The following is a 14,771-nucleotide window of genomic DNA, read 5'->3' as shown; positions in this document are numbered from 1 at the left end:
GACGTGTAATGCGCGCCTTACAGATCGCCGCCGCAGGCATGACCGCCCAGCAGATGCGGGTCGAGGTCATATCGAACAACCTCGCGAACATGTCGACCACCGGCTACAACGCCCGCCGGGCCGAATTCGCCGACCTGCACTATCAGCAGATGGCCCGTCCGGGTACGATCAACGCCTCGAACGGGGCGATCCTGCCGACGGGCATCCAACTGGGCCTGGGCGTGCGGCCGACGTCCGTCAGCATGATGCTGGAACAGGGCTCGCTGGCGGCCACCGGCGGGGAGCTGGACATCGCCATCGAAGGGGCCGGCTACCTCGAGGTCACCCTTCCCGATGGCACCGCAGCCTACACCCGCGACGGCGCCTTGAAGCTGACCGGGGAAGGACAGCTCGTGACCGCCGACGGCCACCCCGTCGTCCCCGACATCACCGTTCCCGAGGATGTGCGCAGCCTGTCGATCAATGCCCAAGGCGAAGTTTGGGCCTATTTCCTGGGCGACGTGCAGCCCGCCGCCCTCGGTCAGCTGTCCCTGGCCAACTTCACCAACCCCAAGGGGTTGGAGGCGGTCGGCTCGAACCTGTTCCTCGAAACCAACGCCTCCGGCCCGTCGCTGGTCGCGACCCCGGGGGAGGACGGCCTTGGCACCCTCCGCCAAGGTTACCTCGAGGAAAGCTCCGTCGATCCGGTCAAGGAGGTGACCGACCTCATCGCGGCCCAGCGCGGATACGAGCTGAACTCCAAGATCATCACCGCCAGCGACCAGATGCTCAGTGCGATGGTGCAGATCCGATGATCCGTGCGCTTGCCCTGATGACCTTGCTCGCCAGTCCGGCCCAGGCCGATACGGTCATAGCCGCGCGGACGATTCCCGCGCAAACGCTCATCGGACCCGACGACCTTCTGGTTCAGGCCATCGATGTTCCCGGTGGCACAGACGATCCCCTTCTTCTGATCGGGATGGAGGCGCGGACCTCGCTTTACGCGGGCCGCCCCGTGCGGCCGGCGGATGTCGGCGCGCCGGCGTTGATCGACCGGAACCAGATCGTGCCGCTTATCTACGACGTGGGCGGCTTGCGGATCGCCACGGAAGGACGGGCGCTCGGCCGCGCGGGGGAAGGCGAAATCCTGCGCGTCATGAACCTTGCCTCGCGCGCGACCGTCAGCGCCCGCGTTTCCGCCGATGGAGCCGCCTATGTTGCGCCGTAACCTGATCCTTCTCAGCCTGCTGGGCTGTGCGGCCTGTTCCACCACCAAGGTCGGACGCACGCCGGAACTGACCTCGATCGCCGCCACCGCGGACCGCACGGCCATGGTGACCTACGCTTTGCCGCAGGCCATAGACGACACGCCGTCTTTCCCGGGCGAAACGGCCTCCCTCTGGACCAGCGACCGTGGCTCTCTTCTGGGCGAGCGTCGCGCGATGCAGCAGGGCGATATACTGACAGTCGTGATCGAGATCGACGACAGCGCCGAGATCACCAACTCCGGCGACCGGTCACGCTCGGCCAGCCAGTCGTTGGGGATGCCGAACCTCTTCGGTCTGCCGCAGAGCCTCGAGGACAGGTTGCCCGAGGGGGCCACCCTCGGCAGCGCGGTGGGCCTCGAATCCTCGTCCAGCGCGCAAGGGCAGGGGTCCGTCAGTCGCAACGAGCAGTTGGAGCTTCGGATCGCCGCCACGGTGGTCGACGTGCTGCCCAACGGCGTGCTGTCCATCGCCGGCCAGCAGGAGGTGCGCGTGAATTTCGAGTTGCGCGAGCTGACGGTCTCGGGCTTCGTGCGGCCGACCGACATCACCCGCCAGAACGAGATTACCTACGACAAGATCGCCTCGGCTCGCATCTCTTACGGTGGGCGCGGTCAGATCACCGACGTCGTGCAACCCCGTTACGGACAGCAGGCGCTTGAAGCCGTGCTCCCCTTCTAAGCCGCGAAAGGACCCCTCGAGATGAAGAAATTCCTTTTGCCACTCGGCATGATCTTGGTCGGTGCAGGCATCGGCGGGGGGGCGGCCTACGCCACACGCGCGCAACCCGAAGACCCAGCCGAAACCTTGCCGGAACTCGACGAAGCCACTGCCCCCTGCGGTCCGTCGGGGCCTGAAGCGGCAGAGGCGGTCCTGCCGATCGAACCGGAGGCGGCGACGGAATATGCCTTGCTTGAGAAACAATTCCTCGTCCCGGTGATCGAGGACGAGGCGCTGGGGGCCATGATGCTGGTCACGGTCAGCATCGAGGTGCCGGAAGGCGAAATGGACCAAGTCTTCGCCAAGGAACCGCGCCTGCGCGACCGGCTTCTGCAGGACATGTTCGCCCATGCCAACATCGGCGGCTTCACCGGCAACTATACACACGACGACAAGATGCAGGTACTGCGCGAGGATCTGCTACGCTCTGCCCGGGATATCGTCGGAGAGACGGCCCTCGACGTGCTGGTCCTCGATATCGTGCGCCAGGACGTCTGAGCCGAGCGCCGACGGTCGACCTAGTCCGACCATGTGTTTCGGCGGTCTCGGTCCTTTTGGACCAGCGTGACGGCGCGCGCCTCCAGGGCTTCGGCCGCCGCCTTGCGTCCGAACGAAGCTCTCAGCTCTGACTGCAAATCCGCCTTGCGCGCCAAGAGCTGCGCAAGCTCCGTCTGGATGGTCGTGCGCCGGCCCTCGATCCACTGGTGCCAGAGGCGGTCGCCCCCCGCCAACGCCATAGCGTCCGGCGCTTGTGCCGCACGGTCGCGGGCCTGACGTTCCTGCGCCTTGATCTCGTCAAGCTGTGCGCGAAGTCGCTGCTCGGCCCGCTGCACCTTTGCCATCCGGGCGCGATCGGCCTGGAACGCCACCTGGGCGATCCGGGCAAGCTCTGCGGCCTGACGGGGCGTCATCGGCGGCCCCGCATGCGACGGCGCATGTCATCGGCAAAGCGTATCGCCGCGGCCACGGCACGGTAATGATCCGGTGCGATCTCCTGTCCAATTTCGGTCGTCGCGAAGAGTGCGCGCGCGGTGGGCGGATCGGAATGAATCGGAATGGCGTGTTCCGTCGCCACTTCCCGTATGCGGGCGGCAATCTCGTCGGTGCCCTTGGCCACGCAGACCGGCGCGGTTCCAGCCGCCGCGGCCCACTTCAAGGCCACGGCATAATGCGTGGGGTTCACCACGATGACGCTCGCCTCCGGTACGTCCTGCAGCATCTGGTTCATCGCGAGGTCGATACCCTTCTGGCGGCGGCGCTGCTTCATGGCAGGGTCACCTTCGGAGGATTTCGCCTCGTCGGTCATTTCCTTGCGGGACATGCGGTTCTTGCGCTGGTGTTCCGCGTGCTGAAACAGATAATCCACGATCCCGAGCGCCGCCGCGATGCACAGGACGATGCCGAGAAGCGTGGTCATCATGCGCCCGAGCTCCACCACGACCTGGCCCGCAGACAGGGTCGTGGAAGCCACGATCCGATCCTTCTGCGACAACAGGTAGACGCCAAGGACCGTGCTATAGAGCATCAGCTTGGCGAAACTCTTGGCGAATTCGAACAGCCCCTGGCGGCCGAACTTGTTCTTGGCCCCCGTGATGGGCGAAATCCGGGAAAGCTTCGGCGCGATCTTTGTGGGTGCCAGAACGAAGGCCCTCTGCGCCAGGATGCACAGCAAAGCCAGCCCTGCGGGCAAGGTGAACCAGGCGGCCATAGCACCTGCCACGGGCAGCAGGATGCCGCCCATCACCGGTTGCACGCCGCCGTCCAAGGCCAGGGCGGAAAGGCGATCCGCGTGATCCAGAAGACCCCGCAGGCTCGTGGCGGCCGACAGGAACGGCCCCGAGCCAAGGGCCACCAATGCGAGGAGCAACCCCGCATAGGAAGCCGCCGTGATCAGGTCGTTGGACTTCGCGATCTCGCCTTTCTTGCGCGCGTCGTCCAGCTTCTTCTGGGACGCCTCGTGCTGCTTGTCGCTCTGGTCTTCCTCGCTCATCGGAAGGCCCCGGCGGGATCATCCACGACGACGCGCAGGGCCGACAACCAGACCTCCAACATCAGCGGCGCGCAGACCGCCAGCAGCAAGAGCCCCCCTGCGGTGATCGCCGGGGCGCCGATGAAGCTGACCATCAACTGGGGCATCGCGCGATTGATGACGCCGAGCGTGACATTGTAGACGAGCGACGAGATCACGAAGGGGGCGGCCAGCGTGAACCCCAGGGCAAAGACGTGGCTGACCGCCGCCAAGCCGAGGTCCGCGACGACGGTCGGATCCATCGCTTGGCCGATCGGGACCAAGGCATAGGTCTCGATCATGTAGGCGGCGAAATCGGTATGCAGACCCATCGCCGCCGCCAGCGCCAGTCCTGCCGTGACCAGCACGCGACCGATGGCCGGTTGCGGATCGACCCCGGCGGATCCGCCGAAAATCTGGCTGAGGGATGTGGATTGGGCCGCAACGGTGCCCGCGATCTGCAAGGCCAGCACGAAGAATCTCAAGAGAAGCCCGAAGAACAGACCAGCCAGGACCTCCGTCCCCAGGATCGCCACCAACGCCGTGGCGCTCTGCGGGATCTGCGGGATGTCGGGCGCAATCGAGGGCAGCACGACGACGGTGAATGCAAAGGCAAGGCCAAGACGGACCCGAACCGGGATCGATTGTTCCCCGAAAGCCGGCAGAAGCGCCGCAAGTGCCCCGACGCGCAGGAAGACGACGAAGCCGGTCCACAAGAGCCTTTGCGACAGCCCCAGCAGTCCGGCGAGATCCGCGATCACGACGGCACGAGTCCGACGAGGGCGGGGCGGGCGTCGATTCCGATCTCCTCGAAGGACATGACGGGATTGAGCATGCCACGGGCGGCCATGACCGTGCGCAAAAAGCGCCGGCGTCGAACCGAGGTCACCACCGCGGCCAGGGTGCCTTGCGACGCGGCCTCGTCCAGCTTTTCGGCAATGCCGTCGGCCAACTTGTTGAACTCCTCCGGGGGCAGGGCAACATCGGCGCTGCCGCCCCGGTCGGTCCGCACCTCGTAGCTGGCAAAGGTATCTTCCCATTCCGGTGCAAGTTGGATCAGCGGCACCGTGCCGTCGGGGCGGCGAAGGTCCGCAACCAGTTGGAAGCCCAGACGCTGGCGAACGAATTCCACCATGCCTTCGACGGTGGGATGCGATTGCCGCGCTTCTGCCGTCGCTTCAAGGATGAGGGGAAGATTGCGGATCGACACGCGTTCCTCCAGAAGCTGGCGCAGAACGCCCAGCAGCACGTCCATCGGGACGCGGTCGGGCATCAACTCGTCCAGAAGCTTGCGGTTCGCTTCCGCCCGCCTGGCGTCGGAGAGCTGGACCATCTCGTCCAGGCGGCGACGCAGTGCCTTGTGGGTGAGCAGTCGCGGAAAATTGCGTTTCACCACTTCCAGAAGGTGGGTGGCCAGAACCTCGGCGGGTTGCACGGTGGTCAAACCGGCCAAGGCCGCGCGCTCCTGTTCCGCGGCCGAAACCCACATCGCGGGCGCGCCGTAGACAGGTTCCGCCACGCTTTCACCGTTGAGCGGCAGGCTCTCCTCCTCGGACAAGAGGACCAGCGCGCGGTCGGGGCGCAGGATGTCGCGTACCTGTTCGACCCCGTGCACGTGGACGGCGTAGGTCCCGGGCGGAAAGGCGGGATTGTCCGTCAATCGCACTTCCGGCAGTAGCACGCCGAAGCCGGTGGCGATATGCTTGCGCATGTTGACGATCCGCGCATCGAGTCCGGTTCCCTGGTCGACGACCATCTCCACCAGATCCGGGGCGAACTCCACTTGGATATCGTCGAGGTCCAGCATGTCGCCTAAGGACCTATCGGGGGCAGGCGCATCGAAGGCTTCCTGCTCCGGCTCTTCCTTTTGTTGCGCCGCCAGGCGGACGCCACGCCAGGCACAGATCCCCACCACGACCGCACCGGCCATGAAGGGGACGAAGGGCAAGCCGGGGATGATCGCGAAAAGCGCCATCAGCGTGGCGACCGTCGCCAATGCCGCCGGGTGTCGGCCCAACTGTCCCACGAGGGCGACGTCGGTTGGTCCCGTGGCCCCGCCGCGGGCCAGGAGCAGCGCCGAGGCGATCGAGATCACCACCGCGGGAATCTGGCTGACCAGCCCGTCGCCCACGGTCAGGATGGCATAGGTCTCCATCGCCCGGGTCGCTGGCATGCCCATCACGAAGATCCCGATGACCAGCCCGACCACGAGGTTCAGACCGGTGATCAGCAGCCCCGCGACCGCATCGCCCTTGACGAATTTCGATGCACCGTCGAGCGAGCCGAAGAACGTCGTCTCCGCCTGCTCGCGCTCGCGCCGTTCCTTGGCCGTGGCATGATCGATGGCGCCCGCCGACATGTCCGCGTCGATCGCCAACTGCTTGCCCGGCATTGCGTCCAGCGCGAAACGGGCGCCGACTTCGGCCATGCGGGTGGCGCCCTTGTTGATGACAACGAAGTTCACGATCAGCAGGACGCAGAAGACGACGACCCCCAGAATGGCATTTCCGCCCATCACGAACATGGCGAAGCCCTCGATCACGTCCCCGGCGGCCGCGGTCCCGGTATGCCCTTCACCGATGATGAGCTTCGTCGAGGAGACGTTGAGCGAAAGCCGCAGCATCAGCGAAGCCAGAAGCACGGTCGGAAATGCCGAGAAATCGAGCGGGCGATCGATGAAGAGCGTCACGGTGAAGATCAGGATTGCAAGGGCGAAGGACGCGGCCAGCCCCACGTCCAGCACCCAGGCGGGCATCGGCAGGATCATCATCGCGATCACCGCCATCAACGCCAGCGCCAGCATGACCGTGGGCTGGAAGATTCTTCCGGACAGGGTCAGGTCCATAACGGTCCCCGAACGCAGGACAGTTCGAGACGGGCGATCGTGGCAACCGGCATTCTGCACGGCATGAGTTCTATCCTCTTAACGGTTGCCGGATCATGCGGTCGGAATGGTTGATAAATGGTGAGCGGCAGTCAGTTCTCGGGGATCGCGAATCGCTCCAGTCCTGACTGCAACGTCGCCCGTGCGGCGGCGGATTCTTCGAGAAGTTGCCGGCTCGACGTCAGAAGTGCATCGGGCGAGGGGGCGGGGGCCGCACGGGTCGCGAGCGTCGCGAGGCCTTGCAATTCCTCATCTTCCGACTGAACCAGTTCGGTCCAGTCCGACTGTCGCCAAGCCAGTCCGTTCCGCGCTTCGGCGTCGTCGCGCACCTCGGTCCAATCGGCGCCTGACAGGATCGCCTCGGCCCGCGGGGTCGTGATCCCGGACAATGTCTCGGCGGCTTGCACGGCATCGCCCAAGGCGATCTCGGCCTCGGCGCGCAGGTATCGCCGCTCGGCCATCGTCCGGCCGCGGGCGGGACCTTGCAGAAGATCGTGGGCCCGGTCCGGGAAGCCCAGATCCAGCAGCCGGCGGGCCAGGGCGTTCTGTGCTTGCGGTTCAAGCGTGCCGGCTTCGGGGTCGAACGCGACGTCGATGATCGTGGCAACCTCGGCCGCGCCCGCCGCCGCAAGCACGACCTCGGACAGAAGCCCGCTGTCGGGATCAGCTTCCTGCGCGGATCTGGCCCGCGCAATGGCGTCCGGATATAGTTCAAGCGCGGTGTAACTGCGCACGAGCGCGGCCTGCAGTAGAGCGGCCAGAGACGTGTCGCGCGCGGTGAAGACCCGGTCTTCCAACCGTGCGACCAAATCCGGTGGCGGTGCAAGATCAGCCGCGCGTGCACGGTCGGCCAACGCGATCAGCACCTCCGGCGGCAAGTCGGTTTCTGCGTCCAGGAACGCGTTGATCTGTCCCTGCGACATCGGGCCGTCCTGCGAGGCGAGGCTGACGAGCAGATCATAGAGGACCTGGTCCTGCAGCGGTGCGTTCACGGCAGAAAGGCTATCCAGCACCTGGTTCGCATCTTCGGCCTGTCCGTCCTCGGCGAGGCGCACCGCCAGACGGCCGCCCAAGGCCAATTTCAGGCCCGGAGGCAGGGTCTTGAACGTCAGGGTGATGTCCGCAGCAGACGTCGCGGGTTCGGCCTGGGACAGGTAGACCCAAAGTGAGACGGGCCCCGGACAGCCGGCCTGCGACGCGAGCGCAGCACCGGGGCCGCTGTCGTCGGTGATCTCGGCCAGAGATCGCAAGGCCTGCCGGGCGCGGCTGTCGTTGCCGTCGATGTCGAGGACCAGCGCGGCTTCCGCCCCGAAACCATGATGAATATAGGCCCGGGCCAGGTCCGTAATGGCATTCGGATCGGGTGTGTCCCGCGTATCCGTCAGGACCGACCGGCGTTCGCGCAGGCTCGCATATCCCGTTTCCCCTTCAGGCATCCAGCTTGCGACGTCGGTGTACTCCTGGGGCCAGCAGGACGATGGTCGCTCGTCCGACGCCGAAGCGATACGCGGCGTCATGCCATTGCGGAAGGTCAACCCCGGCAGGTCGGCTTGCGTCCCGAGGAGCGCCGGGGGGCCAGCGTTCGTATCGGGCGAGGGTTCCGCCTGATCGAGGACGACTTCTGCCATTTCGCGATTTTCGAGGATGTCGGCTTTGGCGACGTCGCGGAGTGCATCGGATAGTTGCCGCTGCACGTCCCTGAGATCTGCGTCGGCCGCTCGGGATACGGGACTGGGGTCAATCGCCATCGGGCTTGGATCTGACGCGAGGGGGACGACCGTTGGCCCATCCAATCCCGGGACCAGCGGCAATGCCAAGGATTGCTTGGCGAAGGGTGTGGGCCCCGGCGAAGCGGCGGCGCCAGGTTGCGCCTCACGCCGGGCAGTCTCGACATCGACCACGACATAGCGGTCGCGGTAGAGGAAGCTCGTGGCGTCGCAATCGCACGCAAGGTCGATCCTCAACAAGGAGTCGGCCTGGCTGACCTGTGCGATCCGGTCGCGCGTGATCCGGTCGAACACACCGGTAAGATCATAGGTATAAGCCCCTTCCACATCGAGCGCATAGCCGTCGCCCGCGTCCCGAAGGCTCCACCCCGCTCCCCTCGGGATCGGCACCGAAAGCCGGGTGAAACTGCCGTGCTCACCTGACAGAACGGTCCGGGCCGATGATTGCGCAAAGGCAAACGTGGGGAGAAGCGCGCACAGAAGGGCGATCGCAAGACGGATCATGCGGCATCCCTGCGCGCGGATTGCAGCGCGTCCTCGAGATCCCCGAACGAGGGGCGCAGGTGCGATGGCGTGTTCTGCCGACCGACCTCGATGCAGATGTTGGGCGGATGCTGGTGCAGGTTCGCCACCAGAACCTCGCGGGCCAACTGCTGGAAATGCGCGTCCTCCTCGATGACCGCCTTGACCCGAACGGAGAAGGGACCGACCAGCCCGTAAGCCAGGAAAACGCCGAGGAACGTCCCCACCAACGCACCGCCGATCAGCTTGCCCAGCACCTCCGGCGGTTGGTCGATCGACCCCATCGTCTTGATGACGCCCAGCACCGCGGCCACGATCCCCAGGGCGGGCAAGCCGTCGGCGATGGTCTGCAGCGCGTGGGTCGAGTGCATCTTGTGGTGCAACGTGGCCTCGATCCGCTTTTCGAGCACGTCTTCGACCTGGTGCGGGTCGTCATAGTTCATTGAGGCCGACCGCAGCGTGTCGCAGATCAGCGCGACCGTTTCGGTGTCCGCGGCGATCTTGGGATACTTGCCGAAGATGTCCGAGTCCTCCGGCTGCTCGATATGCTTTTCCAGTTCGACCGGGCTGGTTCGGGCGATGCGGATCAATTCGAACAGCAGGCACATCAGGTCCTTGTAGTCCTGCTGCTTCCATTTCGGCCCCTTGAAGACCTTGCCGATATCGCGAAGCGTATGCTTGATCGAAGCCGTGTCGTTGGCGATCACGAAGGCCCCGGTGGCGGCGCCGCCGATCATGATCATCTCGAACGGCAGGGACTTAAGGATGATCCCCATCTTCCCCCCGGCCAGGATGTACCCGCCGAAAACCATGACGAAAACGATGGCGATCCCGATCAGTCCAATCATGTCGCGGCTCCTTCGGCGTTGAAACTGGGTCTGTCATTCATCGGGCAGGTCCGCGTTGCGGCCTGCCAGCACCACGCTGATCGAATAGGCCTGATCGGGCGGGACGAGGGCCATGATCTGTCCCGCGGTCTGCGGGGTGAGCAGCGCCATGAAACCTGCGGCGAAAGTCGGGGGCATCTGCGCGAAGAGTTCCGCCGCCTCCGCCGGTTTCATGTTCTCGTAGACCGCGACCAGCCGCTCGACGTCCGTTTCCGCGGCGATATCGACCTGTTCGAGCATCGCGCGCAGCGTCTCCTCCGCCTCGGTCAGCTGTTCGAGGCGCTCGGACGCCTCGCGCTCCGCCAGGGTCAGCGCGCGCATGCGCTCCTCCAGCCGGGTCTCGCGGGCTTGAAGGCGCGCCTCTCGGCGCTGGAAGGCAAGGATGAGATCCTCCGGCTGGTCGCCCGCGACGACTGGAGCGGCCTGTTCCGGTTCAGGGGCCGGCAGGTTCTCGGCAATGGCTTCGCCGGCGAGTGCGATGCGCACGATGCCGGACAACACGAGCAGGCCGGCGATGGCGTGCAGCGTTCCCCCCCGGGCGGATCTGCGGCTCATGATGCCTTGGCCTGGCTGGTCGCGGTTTCCCGTGGGCGGGCGCGGAACGGATTGGGCGGCGCGCTGCGCTCCGGTTCGTGTTTCGGCTCCGGCGTTGGGTCTTGTGTGACGGGTAGATCGTGCATCGAGGCCACGAGCAGTTCCAGGTGCCGGGCGGCATGTTCCGCGCGCGCGCTGACCTCGTCGAGCGTGGTCACCGAACTGCGCGCGGTGTCCTGAGCGGAAAGAACCGATACGGTCAGATCATCGACCTGCGCGCTGAGCCGCGCGACGGCCCCGCCGACACCCGATTCGAGGTCGGTGAACTTGCGCAACCGGCGCGACAGGATGAAGCAATAGAATCCCGCCCCCAGCGCGCCTGCCATCAAAAGCATGTCGGAAATCAATTCCATGCAACGACCCTTCCTAGTTCAGCACGAATTCCATGATCAGCAGATCGCGGACCCGGTCCGGCCCCGCCACCATCTGCAACCGACGCAGCATCTGTGACCGCAGGCGCAACAGCGCCTCTGCATCGCCCAGATGTTCCGACCCGACCGCCCGCAGGTAATCCTGCAAGGTATCGATCAGCCGGGGCGTCAGCGCGGCGACGGCCTGCTGCTGTCCGGGTGCCACTTCCACCTGGGCCACGAATCGTAGGTGACGGTCGCTGTCGGCGAGCGAGACCAGCATCGGGTCGAGCGCCACGAAGGCCACGTCGCCCCCGGCGCCGTGCGCGTCCGAAGCGTCATCGTGAGCCTTCGCCTGCGCGTCGTCCCCGTGGCTATCCTGACCCGCGGCAGCCTCGGGCGCGAAGAACTTGCTGGCCCCGACGTAACTGCCGCCCGCGGCGACGATCAGCAGGACCGGAGCGACGATGAGCCCAAGCCTGGACGACTTCGCTTTTCCTTTGATCTGATCAGGGGTCACGTCGGTCATGGAACGCTCCGGCAGGTGTTGCTGCGATGGAGGCAAGTTAGCGCGGGCGTCCTAACCGATTGTTAAACCCGTTGGATCAAAAGCGGGGGACACCGTGGCAGAAGCCCGAGAATCGGAGAACGATGTGGAAGGTTTGATGACCGTCTGGACGAAACTGGGACCCACCCGCCGCCTCGTGGCGGTGGGGGCGACCGTCATCGTGTTCCTGGCCGTGCTGCTTCTGGCACGCTCGGCCGGGCAAAGGGACATGACGCTGCTGTTCGGCGGGCTGGAGCCGGCGGCGGCGGGCGACGTCCTTACCGCCCTCGACCAGCGCGGCGTGCGCTACGACGTGAGGGGCGGCTCGATCTACGTCGACGCGGCCGAGCGTGATTCGCTGCGCATGGCCCTGGCGGGGGAAGGGCTGCCCGCAACCGGCACCAAGGGTTACGAGCTGCTCGACAACCTGTCCGGTTTCGGCACGACCAGCCAGATGTTCGATGCCGCCTACTGGCGCGCCCGCGAGGGCGAACTGGCGCGGACCATCCTTTCCAGCCCCGCGATCCGGGCGGCCCGGGTCCATATTTCCACCCCCGGCACCCAGCGGTTCCAGCGGGATGCGGCACCCACCGCGGCGGTGACTGTCACGACCACGCAAGGCGCGATGTCGGCGCAGCAGGTCCGGGCGCTGCAATATCTCGTGGCCTCGGCTGTGACGGGCCTGCAGCCCGAGGGCGTGGCGATCATCGATGACATGGGCGGGCTTCTGTCGGGGGGCGAGGATCTCTCCGTCGCTGCCGGCGGCGATTCCCGCGCCGATCTGCTGCGCCGCCGCGCGGAACGGCTTCTCGAGGCACGGGTCGGCGCCGGCAATGCGGTGGTGGAAGTGTCCATCGATACGGTCACCGCGTCCGAGCAGATCGTCGAGCGGACCGTCGATCCCGACTCCCGCATCGCCATCAGCACCGACGTGACCGAAAACAGCTCCAACGCGCAGGATACGGCGGGCGGGGCGGTCACAGTTGCCTCGAACGTGCCCGATGGCGATGCGGAGGGTGGCGGCTCCAGCGCGCAGGACAGCGAATCGCGGGTCCTGACGAACTACGAGATCTCGCAGACCGAACGGCAGATCGTGAAGGCACCGGGGGATGTGAAGCGGCTGACCGTTGCGGTGCTGGTGAACGACCGATTGGACATCAACCCCGATGGTACGACCGCCGCCGTTCCGCGGACGCCCGAGGAACTGGAGGACATGACCGAATTGGTGGCCTCGGCGGTCGGCCTCGACGAAGGGCGGGGCGACGTGATCACCCTGCGGTCCATGTCGTTCGGGCCGCAGCCGGTGGAAGGCACTGCCGGTGTCGTGCCGGGCCTCATCCGCGGCGGTATCAACCTGATGCAGATCATCCAGATCGCCATCGCCGCCGTGGTCGCCCTGGTCCTCGGACTTTTCGTGGTGCGCCCGATCCTGGCCCCCAACCGCAATGCAGAGGCGCTGCCCCCGCCTGGGCCGGGCGATGCCTCCATGATGGAGGGCGGCGGAGAGGTCTTCGACAGCGCGCCTTCCCTCGAAGAGTTCCGCGCGACAAACGCGGGTGGCGGCGGCTTCGGGAACGTCTTCGATGCGCCGCAGGAGCCCGAGGCACTCGATCCGGTCGCCCGCCTGCGCAGCATGATCGAGGACCGGCAGACCGAGACCGTCCAGATCCTGCAGGACTGGATGGAACGGCCAGAGGGGGAGACTTCGTAGATGACCGTCCTGACACGACTTGCCGATTTCGCCGCCGCCGAACGTCCCAGCGAACCGGTCCCGATCCCGACCGAAGAACTGCCGGGTTACGCAGAAGGCTATGCGGCAGGCCTTGCCGAAGCGCAGAGCGCGCAAGATGACCGCATCGCCGAACTGACCCGTGCGCTGACCGCCCTCTGCCGGACGGAAGAAGAGGCCCACCGCGAGGTGGCCCGGAAGCTCAAGCCGGTGTTCGACGCGATCTGTTCGCAGATCTTGCCCCGAACCGCTCCGCAGGCGCTGGTCGCCGACCTCGCGGACGAATTCGCGCGTATCTCGAAAGGAGTTGCCAACTCGGAGATCGTCCTGCGGTGCGCGCCCGACGACCGCGAGGTTCTGGCGCCCTTGCTGCCGCCCGACATCGCCTTGCGGATGCGGTTGGTGGTCGATCCCGAACTTGCCCCGCTCTGCGTCGTGCTGGGCGGCCCCGGCCAGGACACGATCTTCGACCGCGGGGCGCTGATCGCGCGAATTTCGGCCCTCTTCGATGCCTTTACCGATCACCTGACAGAAAGCGAAACCGATGGATGACATGCAAGCCGCGGCCCCGCAGGCCGACCGCAACCGCCTGCTCGACCAGATTCCGGTCGAGGTGACCGTTTCGGTCGGCAAGGCCCGCCCGATCATCGCCGATCTGTTGAACCTCACCTCGTCGGATATCCTGCCGCTGGACCGGCGGATCGACGACCAGGTGGAGCTTTACATCGGCGACAAGCTGATCGCGCGCGGCGAGTTGCAGGAGATGGAGGGCGACGACAGCGGCCGACTGGCGGTGCGCCTGACCGAGATCGTGAGTGATGCCCGCGCGCTGTCCTGATGCACTCTTCCTTGCGCTGATCGCGCTGGTCTTCCTGGCAGGCCCCGCCCAGGCGCAATCCGTCTCGCTCGATCTGGGCGAGGGGGGCGCGCTGGCCACGCGCGCAGTTCAGCTATTGGTGCTGGTCACGGTGCTGGGGCTCGCGCCCGGCATCCTGGTGATGGTCACCTGTTTTCCGTTCATCGTGACGGTGCTTGCGATCCTGCGCCAGGCCATCGGGCTGCAGCAATCGCCACCCAATATGCTGATGGTCAGCCTGGCCCTGTTCCTGACCTACTTCGTGATGGAGCCCGTCTTCACCCAAGCCTATACCGAGGGGGTCGTCCCGCTGATGGAAGAACGGATTGAGGTCGAAGAGGCCTTCGACCGCGTCATTGCCCCCCTGCGGGACTTCATGGCCGCCCGGGTGGACCTGGCCACGTTGAGCGAACTCGCAGCATTGCGCCCGGATGTCGCGCCATCGGTGTCCCCGGACGAGGCACCGCTTTCGGTTCTGGTGCCATCGTTTCTTCTGTCCGAGATCGCGCGGGCGTTTCAGGTGGGCTTCCTGATCTTCCTGCCGTTCCTCATCATCGACCTCGTCGTGGCCGCGGTGCTGATGTCGATGGGCATGATGATGGTCCCGCCCGCCATCGTGTCGCTGCCGTTCAAGCTGGCCTTCTTCGTCGTGGCCGATGGTTGGGCGCTGATCGCCGCAAGTCTGGTGCGAGGATACAGCTAG

17 protein-coding genes are annotated in these 14,771 nt (G+C 66.0%); 8 read left to right on the top strand and 9 right to left on the bottom strand.

What is annotated here, in order from left to right:
- Positions 1 to 8: 8 nt before the first annotated feature.
- From flgG to EU805_RS12950, 4 genes are read left to right on the top strand one after another with little or no spacing between them, the layout of a single operon-like run.
- Complete coding sequence (flgG, locus tag EU805_RS12965; protein ID WP_129764413.1) at positions 9 to 794, top strand: flagellar basal-body rod protein FlgG; 786 nt, start codon at positions 9 to 11, stop codon at positions 792 to 794.
- Entirely contained in the window at positions 791 to 1,207 is a 417-nt protein-coding gene (gene flgA / locus EU805_RS12960; RefSeq protein WP_129764412.1) for a flagellar basal body P-ring formation chaperone FlgA, read from the top strand. The genes flgG and flgA overlap by 4 nt, the downstream gene beginning before the upstream one ends.
- Positions 1,194 to 1,925 carry a flagellar basal body L-ring protein FlgH gene (flgH, locus tag EU805_RS12955; RefSeq protein WP_129764411.1) on the top strand — a complete coding sequence of 244 codons (732 nt, stop codon included), beginning with the start codon at positions 1,194 to 1,196 and terminating at the stop codon, positions 1,923 to 1,925. The genes flgA and flgH overlap by 14 nt, the downstream gene beginning before the upstream one ends.
- A gap of 21 nt (positions 1,926 to 1,946) precedes the next feature.
- Positions 1,947 to 2,462: a flagellar basal body-associated protein FliL gene (locus EU805_RS12950; protein WP_129764410.1), complete on the top strand. Its 516-nt coding sequence runs from the start codon at positions 1,947 to 1,949 to the stop codon at positions 2,460 to 2,462.
- Positions 2,463 to 2,482: 20 nt separating this feature from the next.
- Here EU805_RS12950 and EU805_RS12945 read toward each other — a convergent pair whose 3' ends face one another.
- The 9 genes from EU805_RS12945 to fliL form a co-directional block, all read right to left on the bottom strand.
- On the bottom strand, positions 2,483 to 2,875 hold the full coding sequence (locus tag EU805_RS12945; RefSeq protein WP_129764409.1) for a hypothetical protein: 393 nt from the start codon (positions 2,873 to 2,875) through the stop codon (positions 2,483 to 2,485).
- On the bottom strand, positions 2,872 to 3,954 hold the full coding sequence (locus EU805_RS12940; protein WP_129764408.1) for a flagellar biosynthesis protein FlhB: 1,083 nt from the start codon (positions 3,952 to 3,954) through the stop codon (positions 2,872 to 2,874). The genes EU805_RS12945 and EU805_RS12940 overlap by 4 nt, the downstream gene beginning before the upstream one ends.
- On the bottom strand, positions 3,951 to 4,733 hold the full coding sequence (locus EU805_RS12935) for a flagellar biosynthetic protein FliR (protein WP_129764407.1): 783 nt from the start codon (positions 4,731 to 4,733) through the stop codon (positions 3,951 to 3,953). Before EU805_RS12935 ends, EU805_RS12940 begins: the two co-directional genes overlap by 4 nt.
- On the bottom strand, positions 4,730 to 6,817 hold the full coding sequence (gene flhA / locus EU805_RS12930; protein ID WP_129764406.1) for a flagellar biosynthesis protein FlhA: 2,088 nt from the start codon (positions 6,815 to 6,817) through the stop codon (positions 4,730 to 4,732). The genes EU805_RS12935 and flhA overlap by 4 nt, the downstream gene beginning before the upstream one ends.
- Positions 6,818 to 6,948: 131 nt before the next feature.
- Positions 6,949 to 9,087: a hypothetical protein gene (locus EU805_RS12925; RefSeq protein ID WP_129764405.1), complete on the bottom strand. Its 2,139-nt coding sequence runs from the start codon at positions 9,085 to 9,087 to the stop codon at positions 6,949 to 6,951.
- Entirely contained in the window at positions 9,084 to 9,953 is an 870-nt protein-coding gene (gene motA, locus EU805_RS12920; RefSeq protein WP_129764404.1) for a flagellar motor stator protein MotA, read from the bottom strand. Before motA ends, EU805_RS12925 begins: the two co-directional genes overlap by 4 nt.
- A gap of 33 nt (positions 9,954 to 9,986) precedes the next feature.
- Positions 9,987 to 10,547: a MotE family protein gene (locus EU805_RS12915; RefSeq protein WP_129764403.1), complete on the bottom strand. Its 561-nt coding sequence runs from the start codon at positions 10,545 to 10,547 to the stop codon at positions 9,987 to 9,989.
- Positions 10,544 to 10,939: a hypothetical protein gene (locus tag EU805_RS12910; protein ID WP_242494156.1), complete on the bottom strand. Its 396-nt coding sequence runs from the start codon at positions 10,937 to 10,939 to the stop codon at positions 10,544 to 10,546. The genes EU805_RS12915 and EU805_RS12910 overlap by 4 nt, the downstream gene beginning before the upstream one ends.
- 13 nt (positions 10,940 to 10,952) lie before the next feature.
- Positions 10,953 to 11,465: a flagellar basal body-associated protein FliL gene (fliL, locus tag EU805_RS12905; protein ID WP_129764402.1), complete on the bottom strand. Its 513-nt coding sequence runs from the start codon at positions 11,463 to 11,465 to the stop codon at positions 10,953 to 10,955.
- Positions 11,466 to 11,601: 136 nt separating this feature from the next.
- On the opposite strand from fliL, the gene fliF reads away from it, so the two are divergent.
- From fliF to fliP, 4 genes are read left to right on the top strand one after another with little or no spacing between them, the layout of a single operon-like run.
- A complete protein-coding gene (gene fliF / locus EU805_RS12900) occupies positions 11,602 to 13,194 on the top strand; it encodes a flagellar basal-body MS-ring/collar protein FliF (RefSeq protein ID WP_165351947.1) in 1,593 nt (530 codons plus the stop codon).
- Positions 13,195 to 13,764 (top strand): hypothetical protein, encoded by a 570-nt coding sequence (locus EU805_RS12895; protein WP_129764401.1) that lies wholly within the window; start codon positions 13,195 to 13,197, stop codon positions 13,762 to 13,764.
- Positions 13,757 to 14,050 carry a FliM/FliN family flagellar motor C-terminal domain-containing protein gene (locus tag EU805_RS12890; protein WP_129764400.1) on the top strand — a complete coding sequence of 98 codons (294 nt, stop codon included), beginning with the start codon at positions 13,757 to 13,759 and terminating at the stop codon, positions 14,048 to 14,050. The genes EU805_RS12895 and EU805_RS12890 overlap by 8 nt, the downstream gene beginning before the upstream one ends.
- Complete coding sequence (gene fliP, locus EU805_RS12885) at positions 14,031 to 14,771, top strand: flagellar type III secretion system pore protein FliP (RefSeq protein ID WP_129764399.1); 741 nt, start codon at positions 14,031 to 14,033, stop codon at positions 14,769 to 14,771. The genes EU805_RS12890 and fliP overlap by 20 nt, the downstream gene beginning before the upstream one ends.

Source organism: Salipiger sp. IMCC34102, from assembly GCF_004145405.1.
Lineage (GTDB): Bacteria > Pseudomonadota > Alphaproteobacteria > Rhodobacterales > Rhodobacteraceae > Loktanella.
Note: the sequence above shows the minus strand (reverse complement) of the source record. Positions and strands in the feature narration are given on the sequence as shown.